This window comes from Streptomyces sp. NBC_00310, assembly GCF_036208085.1.
Taxonomy (GTDB): domain Bacteria; phylum Actinomycetota; class Actinomycetes; order Streptomycetales; family Streptomycetaceae; genus Streptomyces.
This window is the reverse complement of record NZ_CP130714.1, coordinates 9,623,119-9,642,326: the sequence shown is the minus strand read 5'-3', so window position 1 is coordinate 9,642,326 and position 19,208 is coordinate 9,623,119. Positions and strand designations below refer to the sequence as shown.

At 71.9% G+C, this 19,208-nt stretch carries 16 protein-coding genes; 12 read left to right on the top strand and 4 right to left on the bottom strand.

Going from position 1 to position 19,208, the window contains the following annotated elements; translation table 11 throughout:
* The first annotated feature begins 56 nt into the window (after nucleotides 1-56).
* Both OG202_RS42050 and OG202_RS42045 read left to right on the top strand, forming a co-directional pair.
* The gene (locus OG202_RS42050; protein ID WP_327726713.1) at nucleotides 57-257 is read left to right on the top strand and encodes a hypothetical protein; all 201 of its coding nucleotides are present in this window, start codon (nucleotides 57-59) and stop codon (nucleotides 255-257) included.
* Between the two features lie 55 nt (nucleotides 258-312).
* Nucleotides 313-906: a peptidase inhibitor family I36 protein gene (locus OG202_RS42045; protein ID WP_327726714.1), complete on the top strand. Its 594-nt coding sequence runs from the start codon at nucleotides 313-315 to the stop codon at nucleotides 904-906.
* Nucleotides 907-1,449: 543 nt separating this feature from the next.
* On the opposite strand, the gene OG202_RS42040 is transcribed toward OG202_RS42045, so the two are convergent.
* Nucleotides 1,450-3,369 carry an ABC transporter ATP-binding protein gene (locus tag OG202_RS42040; protein WP_327726715.1) on the bottom strand — a complete coding sequence of 640 codons (1,920 nt, stop codon included), beginning with the start codon at nucleotides 3,367-3,369 and terminating at the stop codon, nucleotides 1,450-1,452.
* 489 nt (nucleotides 3,370-3,858) lie between these two features.
* Between OG202_RS42040 and OG202_RS42035 the strand changes: the two genes are divergently transcribed.
* Genes OG202_RS42035 through OG202_RS42025 form a run of 3 tightly spaced genes read left to right on the top strand, consistent with a single transcriptional unit; the run spans nucleotide 3,859 to nucleotide 8,345 of the window.
* Nucleotides 3,859-6,261 carry an AAA family ATPase gene (locus OG202_RS42035; protein WP_327726716.1) on the top strand — a complete coding sequence of 801 codons (2,403 nt, stop codon included), beginning with the start codon at nucleotides 3,859-3,861 and terminating at the stop codon, nucleotides 6,259-6,261.
* A complete protein-coding gene (locus OG202_RS42030; protein WP_327726717.1) occupies nucleotides 6,258-6,668 on the top strand; it encodes a hypothetical protein in 411 nt (136 codons plus the stop codon). The genes OG202_RS42035 and OG202_RS42030 overlap by 4 nt, the downstream gene beginning before the upstream one ends.
* A gap of 39 nt (nucleotides 6,669-6,707) precedes the next feature.
* Nucleotides 6,708-8,345: a hypothetical protein gene (locus tag OG202_RS42025; protein ID WP_327726718.1), complete on the top strand. Its 1,638-nt coding sequence runs from the start codon at nucleotides 6,708-6,710 to the stop codon at nucleotides 8,343-8,345.
* A 159-nt stretch (nucleotides 8,346-8,504) separates the two neighbouring features.
* Here OG202_RS42025 and OG202_RS42020 read toward each other — a convergent pair whose 3' ends face one another.
* Together OG202_RS42020 and OG202_RS42015 are read right to left on the bottom strand one after the other, a co-directional pair.
* Complete coding sequence (locus OG202_RS42020; RefSeq protein ID WP_327726719.1) at nucleotides 8,505-9,074, bottom strand: hypothetical protein; 570 nt, start codon at nucleotides 9,072-9,074, stop codon at nucleotides 8,505-8,507.
* A gap of 206 nt (nucleotides 9,075-9,280) precedes the next feature.
* Nucleotides 9,281-10,933: an N-6 DNA methylase gene (locus OG202_RS42015; RefSeq protein ID WP_327726720.1), complete on the bottom strand. Its 1,653-nt coding sequence runs from the start codon at nucleotides 10,931-10,933 to the stop codon at nucleotides 9,281-9,283.
* A gap of 401 nt (nucleotides 10,934-11,334) precedes the next feature.
* Between OG202_RS42015 and OG202_RS42010 the strand changes: the two genes are divergently transcribed.
* From OG202_RS42010 to OG202_RS41980, 7 genes are all read left to right on the top strand, one after another.
* On the top strand, nucleotides 11,335-12,177 hold the full coding sequence (locus OG202_RS42010) for a UbiA family prenyltransferase (RefSeq protein ID WP_328224463.1): 843 nt from the start codon (nucleotides 11,335-11,337) through the stop codon (nucleotides 12,175-12,177).
* A 338-nt stretch (nucleotides 12,178-12,515) separates the two neighbouring features.
* A complete protein-coding gene (locus tag OG202_RS42005; RefSeq protein WP_328224462.1) occupies nucleotides 12,516-13,604 on the top strand; it encodes a type III polyketide synthase in 1,089 nt (362 codons plus the stop codon).
* Nucleotides 13,601-14,119: an isoprenylcysteine carboxyl methyltransferase family protein gene (locus tag OG202_RS42000; protein WP_326574461.1), complete on the top strand. Its 519-nt coding sequence runs from the start codon at nucleotides 13,601-13,603 to the stop codon at nucleotides 14,117-14,119. Before OG202_RS42005 ends, OG202_RS42000 begins: the two co-directional genes overlap by 4 nt.
* 11 nt (nucleotides 14,120-14,130) lie before the next feature.
* Nucleotides 14,131-15,180, top strand: coding sequence for an NAD(P)/FAD-dependent oxidoreductase (locus OG202_RS41995; RefSeq protein WP_328224461.1), 1,050 nt, complete (start codon nucleotides 14,131-14,133; stop codon nucleotides 15,178-15,180).
* A 244-nt stretch (nucleotides 15,181-15,424) separates the two neighbouring features.
* Nucleotides 15,425-16,042, top strand: a complete 618-nt coding sequence (locus tag OG202_RS41990; RefSeq protein ID WP_326574463.1) for a nucleotidyltransferase family protein — start codon at nucleotides 15,425-15,427, stop codon at nucleotides 16,040-16,042.
* Nucleotides 16,026-16,349 carry a BON domain-containing protein gene (locus OG202_RS41985; protein WP_328224460.1) on the top strand — a complete coding sequence of 108 codons (324 nt, stop codon included), beginning with the start codon at nucleotides 16,026-16,028 and terminating at the stop codon, nucleotides 16,347-16,349. Before OG202_RS41990 ends, OG202_RS41985 begins: the two co-directional genes overlap by 17 nt.
* Nucleotides 16,346-17,101 carry a metallophosphoesterase family protein gene (locus OG202_RS41980; protein ID WP_327726725.1) on the top strand — a complete coding sequence of 252 codons (756 nt, stop codon included), beginning with the start codon at nucleotides 16,346-16,348 and terminating at the stop codon, nucleotides 17,099-17,101. The genes OG202_RS41985 and OG202_RS41980 overlap by 4 nt, the downstream gene beginning before the upstream one ends.
* Before the next feature lie 98 nt (nucleotides 17,102-17,199).
* Here the strand turns inward: OG202_RS41980 and OG202_RS41975 are convergent, their stop codons facing one another.
* The gene (locus OG202_RS41975) at nucleotides 17,200-19,098 is read right to left on the bottom strand and encodes an ABC transporter ATP-binding protein (protein ID WP_328224786.1); all 1,899 of its coding nucleotides are present in this window, start codon (nucleotides 19,096-19,098) and stop codon (nucleotides 17,200-17,202) included.
* Nucleotides 19,099-19,208 lie beyond the last annotated feature (110 nt).

Sequence of the window (19,208 nt, the reverse complement as noted above, 5' to 3'; positions counted from 1 at the left end):
GTTTGGGTCAAGGAAATCCGGGTGCTGTGTGTTCGGGCCGCGGTCAGCATTGCCTGGTGTCTGAACTGCTGTGGGATGAAGTGAAGGGCTTCTTCGACCCTGAGTGGGAGGGGTGTCTTCCGGATGTGTGGGTGGGATCGGCGGTGCCGTCCCGCACTCGGTCACCGACCAACGGCGAACACCTGCCGATGTGCGGGGTGACCAGCGGTATTCGGCCGTGCTCGAAACGCGTGGCGCGGGCCGAGCGACGCCGCTGATCCTGGGGTGGTCGCAGGAGCAACGGTTCCGGCCACACACCAACGGGAGAGACGCATGAATCCGCTGAAGCTGCTGAATCCGCTGAGAACGCGCCCTACTTCCCTCGCACTCGGACTGGTCGCCGCATCCGTGCTCACGACGGCTCTGGCCACCCCGTCGTCCGCCGCGCCGGCGGAGGCCGCCTCGTCGGCCCGGACGGCGGACACGCGGCTGGAGCGGCAGATCGAGGGCCTGCTGCGGCACAACGAGGGTGCGGAGCGGGTGGGGAAGGATCGGGTGCGGTTGGAGCCGGGCGTGGAGATGTCGGTCGTACCGTCCGCCCGTGCGGGGGCCGCCGGCACGGGCGACTGCCGGACCGGCTATGCCTGTGTGTGGCAGTACCGCGACGCGACCGGCTACCGCCTGGACTTCTACTACTACGGCTCCTACACCCTGTCCAACTACACGCTGTCCGACGGCTCCAGTTGGCAGGACCGGGTCAGCTCCTACTACAACGCGCAGACCGGCGGCGCCTGGATGGTCGGCAAGAACTGGGTCACCTCGGGCGGCGGCGGCCAACTGGAGTGGATCTTCGGCGGCCCGGGTGGGACGTACGAGGCGCAGGTGGCCGCCGACAATCAGGCCGATGTGATCCAGCTCTACGCGTAGCCGAGGAGCGGGTGCGGGGACGACGGTCGGCGTGACCACGACCTGCTGACGGGCCGTTGGGCCGCTGCGACACCAGGATCTCCGGCCCGCCCTCGACAGGCGGCATGCGCAAGGCATCGACGACAAGGCATCGACGACATCGAACGAGACGTTCGTCGAGCAGTACGCGAAGAGCCGGCAGATCAACCGGGATCTGCCGGCTCACCGTGGCGAGCAGGAGCGGCGCCGTCGGGAGGAGCTCAGCCGCGGGACTGGGCTGTGACCGGATTGGTTCACCTCGCCCAGCAGGGACGGCTTCTCGACCCACGTCGCATGCGTCGATGACCGAAGGTACGAGGGCGTGACGCCCGACCGGGCCCCGGCCTGATCCCTGACCTACCGATCGACTGGGAGGGATGGGTCTTCCTCCCGTCCGTTCCCGGACCGCGTCAGCCGGTCCGGGAAACAGCGGTCGTGTCCCCCGACGCTTCGCGGTTTGCCGCATCCGACGGACGTATCAGCGTGACGCCGCCCGCGGTCGAGGATGTCCGGAAACCGACTCGATCATGCGGACCCGGTGCTCGTACGCACATGCGACGACGTCCTGCGGTCCCCGTCCGGCGCCGGGTCGGTCGGTCCGGGCAGCCCGCTGGGACCGGCTTCCGGGAGCGGGCGTCCGAGGGCCGACTCGGCGCTCTCGCCGAGGAAGCCGCCCGACTGGTGCTGCCACAGCTTGGCGTAGGCGCCGTTCGCCGTGAGCAGTTCCTCGTGGGTGCCCTGTTCGACGACGGTTCCGTGGTCGAGGACGACGAGGCGGTCCATGCCGGCGACGGTGCTCAGACGGTGGGCGACCACGAGGGCCGTACGCCCGTCCATCAACCGCCACAGGGCGTCCTGGACGAGGAGCTCGCTCTCCGAGTCCAGCGCGCTGGTGGCCTCGTCGAGCAGCAGGATCGGGGCGTCGCGCAGGATGGCCCTGGCGAGGGCGACGCGCTGGCGCTGGCCGCCCGAGAGTTTCACTCCCCGCTCCCCCACCAGAGTGCCGAAGCCGTCGGGGAGTTGGTGGGCGAACTCCGTGACGTGCGCGGCCGCGGCCGCGGCGTGGATCTCCTCGTCGGTGGCGCCGGGCCGGGCGAAGGCGATGTTGTCCCGCAGGCTGCGGTGGAACATGGCGGGTTCCTGCGGGACGTAGGCGATCAGTGAGCGCAGGTCGGTCTGGCGCAGCCGGCTGATGTCCTGACCGCCGATCAGGATGCGTCCGTCGTCGATGTCCGACATCCGCAGCAGGAGCCGGGTGAGTGTGGTCTTGCCGCCGCCGGACCTGCCGACCAGACCGATCCGCGCGCCCGCGGGCACGTCCAGGTCGAGTCCCTGGAAGATCGGCTTCGCGCCCGCGTGGGCGAAGGTCACCGCCTCGAAGCGGATGCCGGTGTCCCGCGGTGCGAGCGGTTCGGGCTCCGTCGGGTCGAGCACGGTGGGCGGATCCAGCAGCAGCTCCGTGAACTGCGCGGCCTCGGTCATCGAGCTTTCCAGACGCCGGTAGATCTGGTTGAACTCGAACATGATCTGGGTCGCGTTGGAGTAGTAGGTGAAAGCGACGACGACCTCCTCCACTCCCTGGCCCGGGCCACCGAAGGCGATGGCGACCAACAGACCCAGCACGTTGGTCAGCACGGACAGGGGGGCGATCAGGGTGTCGACGCGCAGGTTGCCGTAGTCCCACGACCTCAGCGTCAGGCGCCGGGAATCCGCGACACGGCTGCGGTGTTCGTCGGCCTCCCGCCCCTCGGCCGCGAACGCCCGGATGGTCTCCATGTTCGTGAGGCTGTCGGCGACGTGGCCGGAGACCCGGGCGATCGCCGCCTCACGGGCGTTGACGAGCCGCTGCCGGCGACGGATCAGAGGCGTGGCGGCCACGACGGTCAGCGCGATCATCACGAGAAGGCCGGCGACGAGCATCGGTTCGTAGCTCCACAGCACCACGGCACCGAACACCAGGGGGACGAGGCTGCCCACGATCCGGTACGTCACGGTGTCGACGAAGTCCTCGAAGCGCTTGCCGAAGCTCAGCACCCGTTTGGTCAGGGAGCCGGCGAAGTTGTCGTGGAAGAACGCCGCGTCCTTGGCGAGGAGTTCGTCCATGCCACTCACGTACAGGTGTTCCATGCCGAGGGCGTCCACGCGGTTCAGGCAGTGCTGCCCGACCCGCCACACGGCCTCGGCGAGCAGCAGCGTGACGCCGAAGCCCAGCACGTACGGCAGCGCCGAGCTGAGGGTGAGACCGCCGTCGTCGGCGGCCTGGCCTGCCAGTTTGGCGATCAGGAGGGGGGCGACGTAGCGGATGCCGATGTTGCCCACGGCCGGCAGCAGCAGTGCGGGCAGGGCCAGCCGTCGTAGTCGCAGTAGTTCCCGGCCGTAGCGGCGCAGTGCCAGAACGACCGCGCTCCTGCCCGGCGTCGGCCCTTGCGTATCTGTTGTCCCCATCACACTCCCGGAGGTTCGGAAGTCGGAAGTGTCCCGTCCGGGGAAGTCCTCAGTCCAGGCATTTAACGCGGAACGGCGATAACCGGACACCGCCGCATTCAGGGTGCGCAGCGGACGCTTGCGGCGGCTGGTGCAGCCGTCGTCGCCGTTCAGGGCCCAGCGCACGGCGGACCCGGGAAGCGCGCCGAAGGCGGCGCTCACCCTGACCGCCAGCCCCGACCTCGCGCGCTCCGCACGGCGCCACCGACACCTTTCCGCAGGCCCCGACCCACCCGCGGCGCCCCGCGGATCCGCTGGCCGAACACATTTCCGTGCCGGGCGGGACACTAGAACATGTGTACACAAAATCTAGCCTCGTGAATTCATTGAAGTCTGTTGACGACGCTAACACGCTTCCGTCATGCTCGGCTTGACAACGGCTCATCGTCCCCTCGCGTCGCCTTGGGCACGCCCGCCGCAGCCATCCTGAGCACCCAAGGAATCCGAGCCATGAGCGACACCAGCCTCCGTGACCTGCTCCTCGCCCGGTTGCCCGGATCAGGGCTCTCCGTCGAGGAGCAGGCGCTGCTGCGCGATCTGCTGCCTGCGGCCCGGCCCCGGAGCGGTGGCCGTTCCGGGGCCGTGTACATGCGGTCCATCACGGCCTCCGGCTGGCGCGGTATCGGGCCCGCCGCCACTGTCCGGCTGAATCCCGGCCCCGGTCTGACGCTGGTGGCGGGCCGCAACGGCTCCGGCAAGTCGAGCTTCGCCGAGGCCGCGGAGATGGCCTTGACGGGCGACAACTTCCGCTGGCAGGGGCGCACTCAGGTATGGAAGAAGGGCTGGCGCAACCTCCACGAGCACTCCGCCCCCGAGGTCGCGGTGGAGCTCTGCTTCGACGCCGGCAGTGACGGTGAGGGCGCCAAGGAGCCCGTGACCGTACGCCGGATCTGGTACGGCGAAGGGCTCGAGGAGTCCCGCACCGTCGTGGAGGAAGCCGGACAGGCCACCGGCGAAGCCGTGCACGAGGTGATCGACGCCGAGCAACTGTCGCTGTACCGGCCGTTCCTCCCGTACACCCAGCTCGGTGCGGTGATCAACGGGCCGCTGACCACCTTGCACGACGAGATCTCCCGGATTCTCGGCCTCGAACTGCTCAGCGACACCGACGCCGCGGCGCGGGCTCGGGCCAAGACCCTGACCGACACCGAGAACGCCGCCAAGGCCCTCACAGCCACGGTGATCCGGGAGTTGTCGGAGGTGGACGACCCGCGCGCCGAGGAGGCGATCACGGTTCTCTCCGGCAGGACCCCCGACCTGGACGCCGTCCGGGCCCTGTTGCAGGGCCACGGCGCCGCCGACGCGGCGCACCTCGCACGGCTGCGCCGGCTGGCCGATCTGGAGCGCCCGGACCGGCCGTTGATCGCGAAGGCCGTGACCCGGCTGCGCTCGGCGTCCGCCGCGGCGGACGACGCACGCCACGGGTCCGCCGAGGACGCCCGGCAGTTGATCACACTGCTCGACGCCGCGCTGGAGCAGCACCGCCGCCATCCCGAAGTCTCCGACTGCCCCGTATGCGGCAGCACGGATCTCTTGGACCGCTCCTGGGCGGAACGGACGCGCGCGCAGGTCGAAAGGCTCCAGACGGAGGCCGCCGAGGCCGAGGCGGCACACCGCGAACTCGTGAACGCGGTGCGGGAGGCGCACGACCTGATGCGTCCGGCCCCCGCCCGGCTCCAGGCCGACGAGCCCTCCCTCGCCGCGCTCTGGCGGGATCTGGTCGCCTGCCGCACGGTACGTGACCCGCGTGAGCTGGCCGACCGTGCGGAACGTGCCGAGGCGGTCCTCGGTGATGCCTGTGATCAGGTCCGTGAGGACGCCCGCCGACGCGTCACAGCGCAGGACGGACGCTGGCAGCCCGTGGCCGTACGCCTGTCCGGGTGGTTGGGCCAGGCGGAGGCCGCGCAGGCGGCGAAGCCCGCCCGCAAGCAGGTCAAGGCCGTACGTGACTGGGTGCGAGCGCTCACCGACGAGTTGCGGGACGCCCGGTTCCAGCCGTTCGCCGACCAGTCCGGGCAGATCTGGCGACTGTTGTGCGAGCGCAGCAGCGTCTCGCTGGGTGCGATCGGACTCACCGGTGTCGGTCCGCAGCGGCAGGTCAGTCTTCCCGTCTCCGTGGACGATGCCGACGCGCCCGCATTCGGCGTCATGAGCCAGGGCGAACTGCACTCACTCGCCCTCTCCCTGTTCATCCCGCGGGCCACCCACCAGGACAGTCCCTTCGGTTTCCTGGTCATCGACGACCCGGTGCAGTCCATGGACCCGGAGAAGGTCGACGGCCTCGCCAAGGTTCTCGACCTGTACGCGCGGCACCGGCAGGTCGTCGTCTTCACCCACGACACCCGGCTCGAAGAGGCCATCCAGCGCCTCGGTCTGCGGGCGACGGTCATGCGGGTGTCCCGGCAGACCGACTCGGTCGTCCGCGTCTCCTCCGTCAGCGACCCGGTGAGCCAGGCCCTGGCGGAGGCACGGGCCGTCGCCCTCGATCCGCACCTGCCGCCGGAGGTCGCCGACCGGGTGCTCCCCTCGATGTGCCGTCTGGCGCTGGAGGCCGCCTACCAGGACACCGCGCGGCGTGCCCTGCGCGAGGCCGGCATGGGGCAGCGCGACATCCAGGAGCGGGTCACCCGGCCGGGACCTCTCACCGGCCTCGCGGCCCTCGCGATGGGCATGCGGGGCAAGGAGGGGCGCGAGGTGCTGGACGCCGTCGCCCGTGACCACGGCCCGTGGGCCAGGGAGTTGATCCAGGGGCTGAACCAGGCAGCGCACCAGGCGCCGACCACGCCCGTCGGTGACCGCGTGGCCCTGGTCGACCGTACGCAGCGCCTCGCCAAGGAGGTGCTGGCCCGGTGACCACTCCCCCGCGCTCCACCCGCGTTCTCCCCACGAACGAACTCCTGGCGTCAGCAGACCAGTTGCTCAATCCCTCGGACGACACCGCACTCTCCCCCGGCGTCCGGGCGCGCGCCGCGGCCACCCTGCTCCGGCTGGCCCTCGACGAGACCCTCGACGCCTTCTGGCGGTCGGTCAGCCCTCGCATGACCCGCAGCACCGGCCGCACCCGCATGCTCTGCCTGCAGTGGTACGTCACCCCCTCCGTCGCACGCCAGTGGTACACCGTCTGGTCCGGCCTCAGCGCCGCCTGTCACCACCACACGTACGACCTGCCTCCGACCCCCGCCGAGGTACGGGCCTGGCACCAGGACGTGAGTGAACTGCTCCGCGTCCTGGCCGCCGCCACCGCCACCGCCACCGCCTGAACCACGCCGCCCTTCCCCGTACACGTGAGGAACAGCACGATGGACACCCGCCGCTACCGCATGGTGGTCACCAGCCGGACCGATTACGTACGGACCGGTGCACTCGTCGACGAGCAGCTGCGCCACTGGCTCGCCCAACCACCCAAGCGCTACAACGTCGACGCCTTCGCCGAGGGCCGCAACGAGATAGCCCGCGGAGTCACCCTCGACCACGACTCGGTCACCGGTGTCACCGGCGCCTACGGACGATGGCGGCTGCGGGAGACCGCGCCCGGCGGCACCTGGCAGACCACCGTCGTGACGCGGCAGATCTCCGACAGGCCGACCTGGGTCCAGCTCGACGTCGAGCACCTCCCCGACGACGCCGAGGCGGCCCCCGTGCCCGCCAAGACACCCCGGCTCGCGAAACACCTGCTGGAGGCGCTCGACGCACACGACGGCCTGGCGGACGTGACGGCCATGCCCCAAGTCGTCGAGGCGGATGATGTCGAGGCGGTCATAGACGAACTGTGCGACGCCGACCGACGCCTTCCCGTCGTCATGGCGAGCACACCGAACGACGTCGACTTCGACGCCTGGCTCGAGGGAACGGTCGACCCTCTCGTCCGTCCCCTGGTCGGGTTGGCGATCCTCTACGTGCTCACCCCGGGAGCCGAGTCGGTCTTCAACCGGGCGTTGGAACACCACCGCGTGTACAACGGGGGGATCCGCACCTACCTGCCCGGCGTCGACCCGGCCTGGCCCGCCGACGGCCAGCGGCACCGTGTGATGTCGAAACGGCTGATCATTGAGAACCCCCGACTGGCCGCCCGCATCCTGAACCAGCTCCCCCAGGGACTCGCCACCCGACTGCCGCTGCCCGACGCCCTGGATTCCGTGCCGCTCATGCGCACACGGGCCAGGGACGGGGTCGGCGGCTCCGAACAGGAACGACTGCGCGACGAGAACGACGCCCTGCACGAGATCCTGGAGGAGGCGGCACGCGAACAGCGCGTCAGAGCCGACGAGATCCGTGACCTCAAGCGGGAACTGCGTCAGGCGGAGAGCAACGAGGCCCAGGTCGTCGTCGACTACGACGAGCAGTACAAGGAACTCCACCGGGCCAAGGCGCAGATACGGGAACTGCAGCGAGAACTCCTGAAGCTGGGCGCCGCCGAGCAGGCCTACGCGATGGTGGACCCCTCCGTGAACGCGCCCACGTCCTTCGCCGAGATCCTGGACCGGATCGGCGACATGCGACGCGTCCACTTCAGCGGCCGACGCAAGTACACCCTGGAACTCGACGACCAGGCCTACGGCTCGTCCTGGGTCCGGATGGCCTGGGACGCCCTGCTGGCACTCCAGGACTTCGCGGAAGCCGTCGCGAGCGGCAAGGCGAACAGCGACTTCAAGCAGTGGTGTGCGGACGCGCCCGACGGAGCGCACGTCATCTCGCCCCGCAAGGTCGTCAGGGACGAGTCGAAGTCCGTGAAGGCGAACGGCGACTGGAGCCGGGCACGCACCTTCCCCGTACCCCGCCACGTGCATCCGGACGGCAGGCTGTTCATGGGTGCCCACCTGCGGATCGGCGGAGGCAACACCATCGCGCCACGCCTGCACTACTACGACGGCGCCTGTACCGATCACGGAATCTACGTCGGCTACATGGGCCCGCATCTGACCAACACCATGACCTGAGGCGTCCACACCCACAGCGACCGCCGCACCCCGGCCGACAGTCCGCCCCCCAGCCCATACGAGTCCAGGCCCGGACCGGGCCCGGACCAGTCGGCGAGACGGTGTGGGCCGGGATCTCCCCGGCCCACACCGACGTCCCACATCCGTCCACCCGTGAGCTCAGTGGATGAGCCGGGCAGCCTCGGCCTCCTCGTCGAAGGCCGGACCACCGATGTCCGCGCCCCGCCCGTCGGAGACCCCTTGCCAGTAGCCGGTGCCCTTGAACCTCGTCGGACGGGTCTTGTGCAGCTTCGGGTACTGGGCGGCGAGCCGCGCCTCCACCGTCGTCCGGTCGGCGAGGACCAGAGCGACACTGCGGCCACCCGTCCGGTCCGCTTCGTTTCCCTTCTCGGCGGCGGCGCTCGCCGTCCGCTGGGCGGCACCGGTGGTCAGCAGGCTGTGGGTCGCCGCGCCGGTCCTGACCCGGACGACGGACGTCGACGGCTTCCCGGAGTAGGCCGGCGCGGCGGCCCGCTCCTCCCGGGAGGTGACGACGCGGTACCGGACGGGGACCGTGCCGAGCATGCCGTGCCAGGTGGTCTCGCCCCGTTCATGGCGTTCCCGCGCCTGCTGTGCGACATCCGCGCCGAGCCGTTCGTCCCGCCAGGCGTCCAGCGTCCTGGAGAAGCCCGGCACGGCAGGCGTACGCGAGGCGATGCAGACGTTCCCGTTGGCCGGGTCGGCACCCACGCACGACCACGTCGTGGTCGACGAGGCGCAGGATCCGCACCCCGCGCGGTGGCGTGCCCTGCGCGGCGCGGTGGCACCCGGCAGCGATGACCTCTTCCCATGCATGCCAAGAAGGGCTGGAGTTCCGCTGCGTCAGTGTCCTGGGAGTGACGGCGAGCGCGGTGCCGTTCGCCCGCGAGGTGACACCGGCAGGGTGACGCTCCCCGTCAGCTGTCGGGAGCGAGCGCGCCGTTGCCGAGCCCGTCCCTGGCCAGGGTCGCCGCGTCCCGGCTCAGCTCCACCACTCTCCGCGCTCGCTCCTCGAACTCCTGAAGCGCGCGGAAGGCTGCCCCGTACCGCCGTTGCTCGGTGATGTCCATCTGCGGGATGCGGGCGCCCTTGCCGTCGAGGCGGAAGGTGCCGCTGGCGCTCGTGGAGCGCCGGGTGTTGGCCGCGCTGCGCAGGAAGCCCTGGAGGTAGTCGGTGTCGAGCTGGTCGCTGATCGAGACCGGTTCCGGATCGCCGTACTCGACGAGCCCGGCACGCGCGAGGTCGGCGACGCCGACGGTAGGTCCGTCCAGAGAGCTGGGGCCGTCGCCCGCGACCAACGCGGGCAGCAACTCCGCCAACAGCCTCACCTGCTCCGTCAACTCCCGTCGCAAGGTCTGATATTCGACCGCGTAGTCGCGATGGGAATCCTCGACATGACGGCCGGGCGTGAGGTCCACGGCATCGTCCAGCAGATCGATCAGGGGGACTTCCGCCATCTGCTCGGGGTCCGGTTCCAGTGAGCCGTCCGGATCGCCCGCCGTCAGATCGACCATGCGGACACTGGTGACGGCATCCCCCGGGGTCCGCGGGCGACGCAGCTGCCACAGGTGGACCGGAAGCGCGTGCGAGGCCGCCGTGCCGGACGGAAGGGCGGTGACCTGGGTGAGGATGCCCCGTCGTACGAGCTCGGCGCGGATACGGCGGCCGGCCTTGCGGTAGGCGACCGAGGCGGGCAGGACCATGAGGACACGACCGCCGGGCGCGGTGTGCGCATAGGCGTGCTGCAGCCAGGCGAGTTCGCCTTCGGCACGAGACGGGGTGCCGAACTCCCAGCGCGAGTCGAGCAACAGATCCTCACGCCCCCAGTCGGGTTCGCCGACGGGCGGATCACAGACGACCAGGTCGGCCTTGAGGTCCGTCCACTGGTCGTCCCGCAGGGAGTCCCCCGTGACGATGCCGACACCGATTCGCCCGGTGAGGTCGGCCCTCAGCTGCGCGAACTTGGCCCGGCGGGCATCGGACTCCTGCCCGTGGCGCCCAGGGCCTCGCTCCGGACCGACGGCGAGCAGGAGGGAGCCGATGCCGCAGGCCGGGTCGAAGAGGGTCGCGTCAGGTGCCACCTCACCGGCGAAGTGGCGTACGGCCCGGATGACGCGCGGTGAGGTGACCTGGTCCGATCCGGCCCGGCGCACGGAGTCGGTGAAGCGCTCAGCGAGGACGCTCACCACGTCTGCCGCGCCACCGCTCTCGGCCAGATCCCGCGCCAGCCGGGCGACTTCCGCCGGAAGCTCCTCAGGTGCCTCTCCCTCGGTGAGGAGACGGGCCACATCCACGAGCCCGCCCAGCATGTCGTCGCCGTACACGCCGCGCAGCGCCTGCCACAGCTGCACCTCCACGGAGACTTCCTGCCCCTTGCGCTGCCTGTCCAGCCAGGCCTGCACCTCAGCCAGGTCGAACAGCGGACTGTTGGCACCCCCGCCGGTCGGCGTGGGGAAGTCGTCGTAACGGCGCCGCCAGTTCGAGACGGCGGCGCGGGTGACGCCCGCGAGCCTGGCGATCTCGGAGCCGGTGACCAGCGGGGTGGCCATGGGGGCGGGCGTGTCCGTCATACGGGCAACCGTACACAGGGCCCACCCCCCTATCAATGCATGCATTCGTTGACGGAGTTAACGCTAGATGTGGCCAAGGCGCCGAGGGGCCCGTGTACTGAATTGTCATGGCTGCCTTCCCATGCGCCCGAGGCGTCCCCGCTCCGTGCGCGTTCCGATCTGCTGCGCACCGGCGTTCCTCCGGATGCCGGAGTGCCTCGTGTGAGCAGGCGGGCAACGTGGCAGCGATCCTGCATGTCCATCGTGGTCACAGGTGCGACGGGGAGTACCGGCTCCACGGTCGTACGACGCCTGAGGGACGCCGCGTACGGCAGAACGCCCGTGCCGCGCCCGCGCACGGCGCTCGGCGCGCCCTGTGCGCTCGGCGCCACGACCCGTCGTAGGCCGGTCGAGGTGGGGCGATGCCCGTGACCACCCGCGCGGTCCCGGCGCGCCCCGGACCGCCGCCCCTGCCCGCGCTGCTCGCCACCGCCCACGGCGGGCCCACCCTCGCGGTCACCGCCGTCACGGGCCTGCTCGCCCTCCGCGCCGGCCTGCTCCCGTTCGACGCCGTCGCCGTCACGGCGGCGGTGTTCACCGGCCAGCTGACGATCGGCTGGGGCAACGACCTGCTGGACCTCCGTCGTGACCGCGTCGTCGGCCGCACCGACAAGCCGTTGGCCATCGGGGTCCTCCCGGTCAGCCTCGTAGTGCGGGCCCTGGTCGTGGCCGCGGTCGCCTGCCTCGTGCTCTCGGCGCTCGCCGGCTGGCGCAGCGCGCTGGTCAACGCCACCCTTGCCACCGGTGCGGGCCACGCCTACAACCTCGGGCTCAAGGCGACCGCGTGGTCCTGGGCGCCGTACGCCTGCGCCTTCGGGACGCTGCCCTCGGTCGTCACCCTCGCCGGCCCCGCCCAGGGCTGGGCACCCTGGTGGATGACCTGCGCCGGCGCCACGCTCGGTGTCGGGGCACACCTGCTCAACACGCTGCCCGACCTCGCCGACGACGAACGGACCGGCGTCCGCGGCCTCCCGCACCGGATCGGCGAACGCCGCTCGCGCGTGCTTGCCGCCGTGCTGCTGCCCGCCGCCTCGCTGCTCGCCGTGCTCGGCCCCGCGGGAACGCCCCCGGTGTGGGCGTGGGCGGTTGTCGCGCTGGTGACCGTCCTCGCACTGCTCTCACTGGTCGCCCGCGGTCGTGCTCCCTTCCGGGCCGCGGTGGCCATCGCCCTGCTCGACGTCGTCCTGCTCGTGGCGGCCGGCTGATGGCACCCTCATCTCACCCCTCGGGCCTCTCGGTGGCCGGCGCCGCCACCGCCCTGGGCCAGGTGCGCCGCGCCGAGGCCGCACGTCGCCCTCCTGGACCTGGCGGACTTCGCTGCCCGGTCGTGCCACGCCGTTCTCTCCGCCAACCCTGCCCGCCCCGCCCGCAACACGCGGGGCCTGGGGGCCGGACTGCGCGCCTCGGCCGCCGACCGGCGTGTCCTCGACGGCTTCGCCGGGCTCGGGCTCGCCCGGGGTCGGCTCACCCCGACCGTCGCGCTCGACCTCGGTCGGGCGCTCGTCGCGCCCACCCGCTCGCCCAGCCGACCACAGGAGCCAGCATGACCATGCGCGTCCTCAGCGTTCGCGGCGCCCTGCCCGAGCACCGCCATCGGCAGGAGGAGATCACCGAGTCCTTCACCACCACGCTGGTCGGGGACACGGTCAACCGCGGCATCGTGGAACGGTTCCACCGCAACGTCTGCGTCGAGACCCGGCACACCGTGCTCCCGCTGGAGGAGTACCCCCGGCTCAAGAGCTTCGGCCAGGCGAACGACGTCTTCATCCGGGCCGGCGTCGAGCTGGGCGCTCGCGCGGTCGTCGACGCGCTCAAGGGCGTCGGCCTGACACCGGCCGACGTCGACTACATCGTGTCGTGCACGGTGACCGGCCTGGCCGTCCCCTCCCTCGAGGCTCGCGTCGCGGCGGAGATCGGGCTGCGGCCCGATGTGGTGCGCCTTCCCCTCGTCGGCCTCGGCTGCGTGGCGGGCGTGGCCGGTATCGCCCGTCTGCACGACCTGCTGCGCGGCCGCCCGGACGGGGTCGCGGTGCTGATGTCGGTCGAGCTGTGCTCGCTCACGCTGCAGCGCGACGACACCTCGGCCGCCAACCTCGTGGCCAGCGGCCTGTTCGGGGACGGCGCCGCGGCGGTGGTCGCCGTCGGACCCGAGCACGCGCTCGCCCAGTCCGACGACCCGGCTCGTCCCGAGGTGCTCGCGTCGCGCAGCCGTCTCTACCCCGACTCGGAACACATGATGGGCTGGGACGTCGGCTCCGGCGGGCTGCGGATCGTTCTCGACCCCTCGGTCCCCGACCTGGTGCGCCGTCACATCGGCGACGACGTCCGCGGCTTCCTCGCCGACCACCGCCTGACCCGCGACGACCTGGGCTGGTACGTCGCGCACCCCGGCGGCCCCAAGGTCCTCGAAGCGCTGCAGGACGCCCTCGGGGTCGAGCGGGACGCCCTGGGCATGACCTGGGACTCGCTGCGCCGGATCGGCAACCTGTCCTCATCCTCGGTGCTGCACGTCCTGGCGGACACGCTCGCCGACCGTCCGCCCCCGCCCGGCTCCTACGGGCTCATGCTCGCCATGGGCCCGGGCTTCTGTTCGGAGTTCGTGCTCCTGCGCGCTCCGGGTGGTGAGCGGTGAGCAGCGAGGTTCTGTTCACCGTCCTGGTCCTGGCCGTCGGTCTGGAGCGGGTCGCCGAGCTGGCCGTGTCCCGGCGCAACGCCGCCCTCAGCCTCGCGCGGGGCGGCGTGGAGTCCGGGCGGGGGCACTACCCGTTCATGGTGGTGCTGCACACCGGCCTGCTCGTCGGCGCGGTCGTGGAGGTGTGGATGCGCCGACCGGACACGGCAGTGGTCCTCGCCTGGGGCATGCTCGCCCTCGTCGCGGCCTCGCAGGCGTTGCGCTGGTGGTGCATCGCGACCCTGGGACGGCAGTGGAACACCCGGGTGATCGTCGTGCCGGGTGCCGCGCGCGTGACGGGCGGCCCCTACCGCTGGATCCCGCACCCCAACTACGTCGCCGTCGTCGCGGAGGGGCTCGCGCTGCCCCTGGTGCACTCGGCCTGGGTCACGGCGGTCGTCTTCACCGCGCTGAACGGGTTCCTGCTCGCCACTCGCATCCGCACCGAGGACACCGCCCTGGCACAACTGGCCTGAAGGAGGCGCACATGGACCTGCTCGTCGTCGGCGGAGGGCCGGCGGGCCTGGCCACGGCCCTGCACGCGGCCCGGGCGGGGCTCGACGTCGCCGTGTGGGAGCGACGCGCCGGTACCGTCGACAAGGCCTGCGGCGAGGGACTGATGCCGGGTGCCGTCACCGCCCTGACGGCACTCGGTGTGCGCCCGCCGGGTCACGACCTGCGCGGCATCCGCTACGTCGCCGGACCGCGCCGGGTCGATGCCGACTTCGGGGCGGGCCCGGGCCGGGGGGTACGCCGCACGACACTGCACGCGGCTCTGCGCGAGACGGTGCTGGCCGCGGGCGTACCGATCGAGCGGCGCACGGCGCACCACGTCCAGCAGGACGAGGACGGTGTGTCGGTCGACGGCACCCGGGCCGGCCACCTCGTCGCGGCCGACGGCCTGCATTCGCCGATCCGCCGGGCCCTGGGCCTCGACCGGCCGCGCCGGGCCCGCGCGCGGCACGGGCTGCGGCGCCACTACGAGCTCGCCCCCTGGAGCGACCACGTCGAGGTGCACTGGGCCCGCCGCGCGGAGGCCTACGTGACCCCGGTCGCCGGCGACCTCGTGGGCGTCGCGGTGCTCACCGGGGCCCGCGGATCGTTCGACGACCACCTCGCCGACTTCCCCGAGCTGCGGGAGCGGCTGGCCGGGGCCCGGCACGCCGGACCGGTGCGTGGGGCGGGCCCGCTCCGCCAGGACACGAGCGCGCGCACCGCCGGCCGAGTGCTGCTCGTCGGCGATGCCGCCGGCTACGTCGACGCGCTGACCGGTGAGGGCATCGCGCTGGCGCTCGCGCAGGCGCCGGCGGCCGTCCGGGCCGTCACCAGCGGTGACGTGACGGGCTACGAGCGGGAGTGGCGGCAGCTCACACGGCGCTACCGCTGGCTGACCCACGCGCTGCTCGGCGCGACGCGGGTGCCGCCGGTTCGCGCGGCGCTGGTTCCTCTGGCACAGCGGCTGCCGTGGCTGTTCTCCGCGACCGTCGACGCGCTGGCCCGCCCGGCCGGGCAGCATCGCGAGGCTCAGCGTGCGTAGTTCGCGCAGGATCACGTGTGCCTCCACCTGGTGGGCGGCGTAGCCGCCACCCCGGTCGGCGCGGCGGGCGTCCTCGATCCGTCGTTGGTGACGCGCGGCATGGGGCACTCCCGAAAACCAGGCTCCCTGCCTGCGTTCTTGCAGGTCAAGGGCTGTTGCCCACGCTACTGAGGGTCGCTCGCCGGTCACTGTGAGCTGCGGTGCACGTCTGGCCATCGGCCGGGGCCGCACTATCGTGGAAGGCATGGGCGATCTCGCCGGCCCGGACGACGACGGGCTCCCTCCCGATCGGACCCAGGCCATCCTCGAAGCGGCCAAGGAGGTCGCTTCGCTGCTCAAGGCCGGTGGGCACTCCTTCGCGCTGGCGGGCGGCGTCGCGGTGTACGCCCACGGCGGCCCGGGCACGCTCCAGCACGACGTCGACTTCTGTGTGCTGCCGGAGGACATCGACGCGGTCACCTCCACGCTGGAGGCCGCGGGGCTGAAGGTGGTCCAACCGCCCGAGGACTGGCTGCTGAAGACCCGGAGCCAGGGCCAGGAGGTCGACCTGATCTTCCGGCCGTCCCGGGCGCCGGTCAGCCGCGACCTGCTGGACCGGGCGGAGGTGCTGTCGGTCCAGTCCGTGTGGATGCCCGTGCTCGCGGCGACGGATCTGCTCGTCGGGCGGCTCCTGGCGTTCTCCGAGCACTACTGCGACTTCGGTGCCGTGCTGCCGATCGCCCGCACCCTGCGCGAGAAGATCGACTGGAGCCGGGTGCGGCACGAGTGCGGAGCCGAACCGATGCCCGCGGCCTTCCTCTTTCTGCTGGAGCGCCTTCATGTGATCGAGCCGGAGGAGACCGGCGATGGCGACAGGACATGAGACAGAACATGAGAACGGACCGCGGACCGGACCGGGCGGCGGCGCCTCCCGCCCGCCGGCGTCGGCGCACACCGAGTACCGCATAGCCCACCTCGAAGAGCGGCTCGCCCGGAGCGATCTGGCCGAGCTCGGGATGCGGATCGAGGCGCGCGGCGACGCCGTGCACATCACCGGCACGGCGTCCTCGGCGGCCGATCGCGAGGCGATCCTGCGGATCGCGGCGAAGGAACTGCCGGGCGTGGCCGTCCGGGCGGACATCGCGCTGGCCGACGTCACCGCCCCGGACCGTTCCGAGGAGTTGTCGTGATCCGGGTCGCGGCCGTCGGGGACATCCATCTGGGGCCGGACAGCCGAGGTCTGCTCCGCCCGGCGTTCGACACGCTGCCCGACCACGCCGACCTGCTGCTGCTCGCCGGGGACCTCACCCGCCACGGCACACCGGAGGAGGCCCGGGTCGTCGCCGAGGAGGTGGCGGGGCTGCCGGTGCCGGTGATCGCCGTCCTCGGGAACCACGACCACCACGCCGAGCGCCCCGAGGACGTGACGGCCGTGCTGCGGGACGCGGGCGTGACCGTCCTGGAGGGTGAGGGCACCGTCGTCCGGGTCGACGGGGTACGGGTCGGGGTCGCCGGGACGAAGGGGTTCGGCGGCGGCTTCGCCGGGCGCAGCGGCAGCGAGTTCGGCGAACCCGAGATGAAGGCCTTCGTCCGTCACACCCGGGGGCTCGCGGACGGACTGCGTCGCGCCCTCGACGAGTTGGCGGAGGACGGCTGCGCGGTCCGTATCGCGCTCACCCACTTCGCCCCCGTACCGGACACACTCGTCGGTGAGCCGCTGGAGATCTACCCCTTCCTCGGCAGCTACCTCCTGGCGGAGGCGATGGACGAGTCCGGCGCCGACCTCGCCGTCCACGGCCACGCCCATCTGGGTACCGAGCACGGCATCACGAGCGGTGGTGTGCGGGTGCGCAATGTCGCCCAGCCCGTCATCCGGCGTGCCTTCGCGGTGTACGAGCTGCCGGTGAACCGGGGCCACGGTTCAGGGGTGGGCGGCGCGTAGCGCCCGGTGGGGTCGGAGCCGCCCACCCGGCGACCGGCGTCGAGGGCTGAACCCCGGGAACCGGCGTCGAGCACTGAACCCCGGGGACCGCTCGGCTCCTACACCGCCGCCACCGGCGCTGCCACCGCCGGCTCGTCGGTCCCCGACTTCTCGAACTGGGTCCGGTACAGCTCCGCGTACCGTCCGCCTGCCGCCAGCAGTTCCTCGTGCCGGCCGCGTTCCACGATCCGGCCGGCCTCGACGACGAGGATCTGGTCGGCGGTCCGTACGGTCGACAGGCGGTGGGCGATGACCACGGCGGTCCTGCCCTCCAGCGCCTCCGCGAGGGCCTCCTGGACGGCGGCCTCCGAGGTGTTGTCGAGGTGGGCGGTGGCCTCGTCGAGGATGACGACGCGCTGGCGGGCCAGGAGCAGGCGGGCGATGGTCATGCGCTGGCGTTCGCCGCCGGAGAGGCGGTAGCCGCGCTCGCCGACGACGGTGTCGAGGCCGTCGGGCAGGGAGCGGACGAGGTCGTCCAGGCGGGCCCGGCGCAGGACGTCCCACAGATCGTCGTCCGTGGCGCCGGGGCGGGCGAGGAGCAGGTTGGCGCGGACGGTGTCGTGGAAGAGGTGGCCGTCCTGGGTGACCATGCCGAGGGTGCCGCGCAGCGACGCCGCGCTCAGGTCGCGCACGTCGACGCCGCCGATACGCACGGTGCCCGTGTCCGTGTCGTACAGCCGGGGCAGCAGTTGGGCGACGGTCGACTTGCCGGCGCCGGAGGAGCCGACGAGGGCGACGGTCTGGCCGGGTTCGGCGCGGAAGGAGACACCGTGCAGGACCTCGGTGCCGCCACGGGTGTCGAGGGAGGCCACCTCCTCCAGGGAGGCGAGGGAGACCTTGTCCGCGGACGGGTAGCCGAAGCGGACGTCGTCGAACTCCACGGCCACCGGGCCCTCGGGGACCTCGCGGGCGTCCGGTTTCTCCTCGATGAGCGGCTTCAGGTCCAGCACCTCGAAGACGCGCTCGAAGCTCACCAGGGCGCTCATGACCTCCACGCGCGCGCCGGCCAGCGCGGTCAGCGGTGCGTACAGCCGGGTCAGCAGCAGCGCCAGGGACACGACCGCGCCCGCCTCCAGAGTGCCGCGCAGCGCGAACCAGCCGCCGAGGCCGTACACCAGGGCGAGCGCGAGGGCCGAGACGAGGGTGAGGGCGGTGATGAACGCCGACTGCGCCATCGCCGTACGGACGCCGATGTCCCGCACCCGGCGGGCCCGTTCGACGAACTCGGCGGACTCGTCGTCGGGCCGTCCGAAGAGCTTGACCAGGGTGGCGCCGGGCGCCGAGAAGCGCTCGGTCATCCGGGTGCCCATCGCCGCGTTGAGGTCGGCCGCCTCCCGCTGAAGCCGGGCCATACGGCTGCCCATGCGCCGGGCGGGGATCACGAAGACGGGCAGCAGGACGAGCGAGAGGAGGGTGATCTGCCAGGAGAGGGTCAGCATGACGGCGAGGGTGAGCAGCAGGGTGACCAGGTTGCTCACCACTCCGGACAGGGTGTTGCTGAACGCCCGTTGAGCGCCGATGACGTCGTTGTTGAGACGACTGACGAGCGCTCCCGTACGAGTACGTGTGAAGAACGCGACCGGCATGCGCTGCACATGATCGAAGACGGCGGTCCGCAGATCGAGGATGAGTCCCTCACCGAGCGTCGCAGACAGGCGTCGGCCCAGCAGCCCGAGCGCCGCTTCGGCGACCGCGATGAGGGCGATGAGCACGGCAAGGCGGACGACGACCGCCTCGTCCCCGTCCGACACGATCACGTCCACGACGTGCCCCGCGAGCACCGGCGTCGCCACGGCGAGCAGCGCGGTGACGACACTGAGGGCGACGAACCATGCGATACGGCGACGATGTGGACGGGCGAAGGCGCCGATACGGCGTAGCGTCGCGCGGGCGAAGGGACGGCTCTGCTGCCGGGCGGTCATCAGACCCTGCAGCTGGGTCCAGGCGGTGGTCTCCATACTCATGCGGAGGACGTTAGAACCTCGACCAAGCTTGAGGTCAAGGCGCGAGACGGCGTACGCCCGGGCGCGGTGAAGTCCGCTCCCCGGTCAACCGCCCGCCCCGCGCC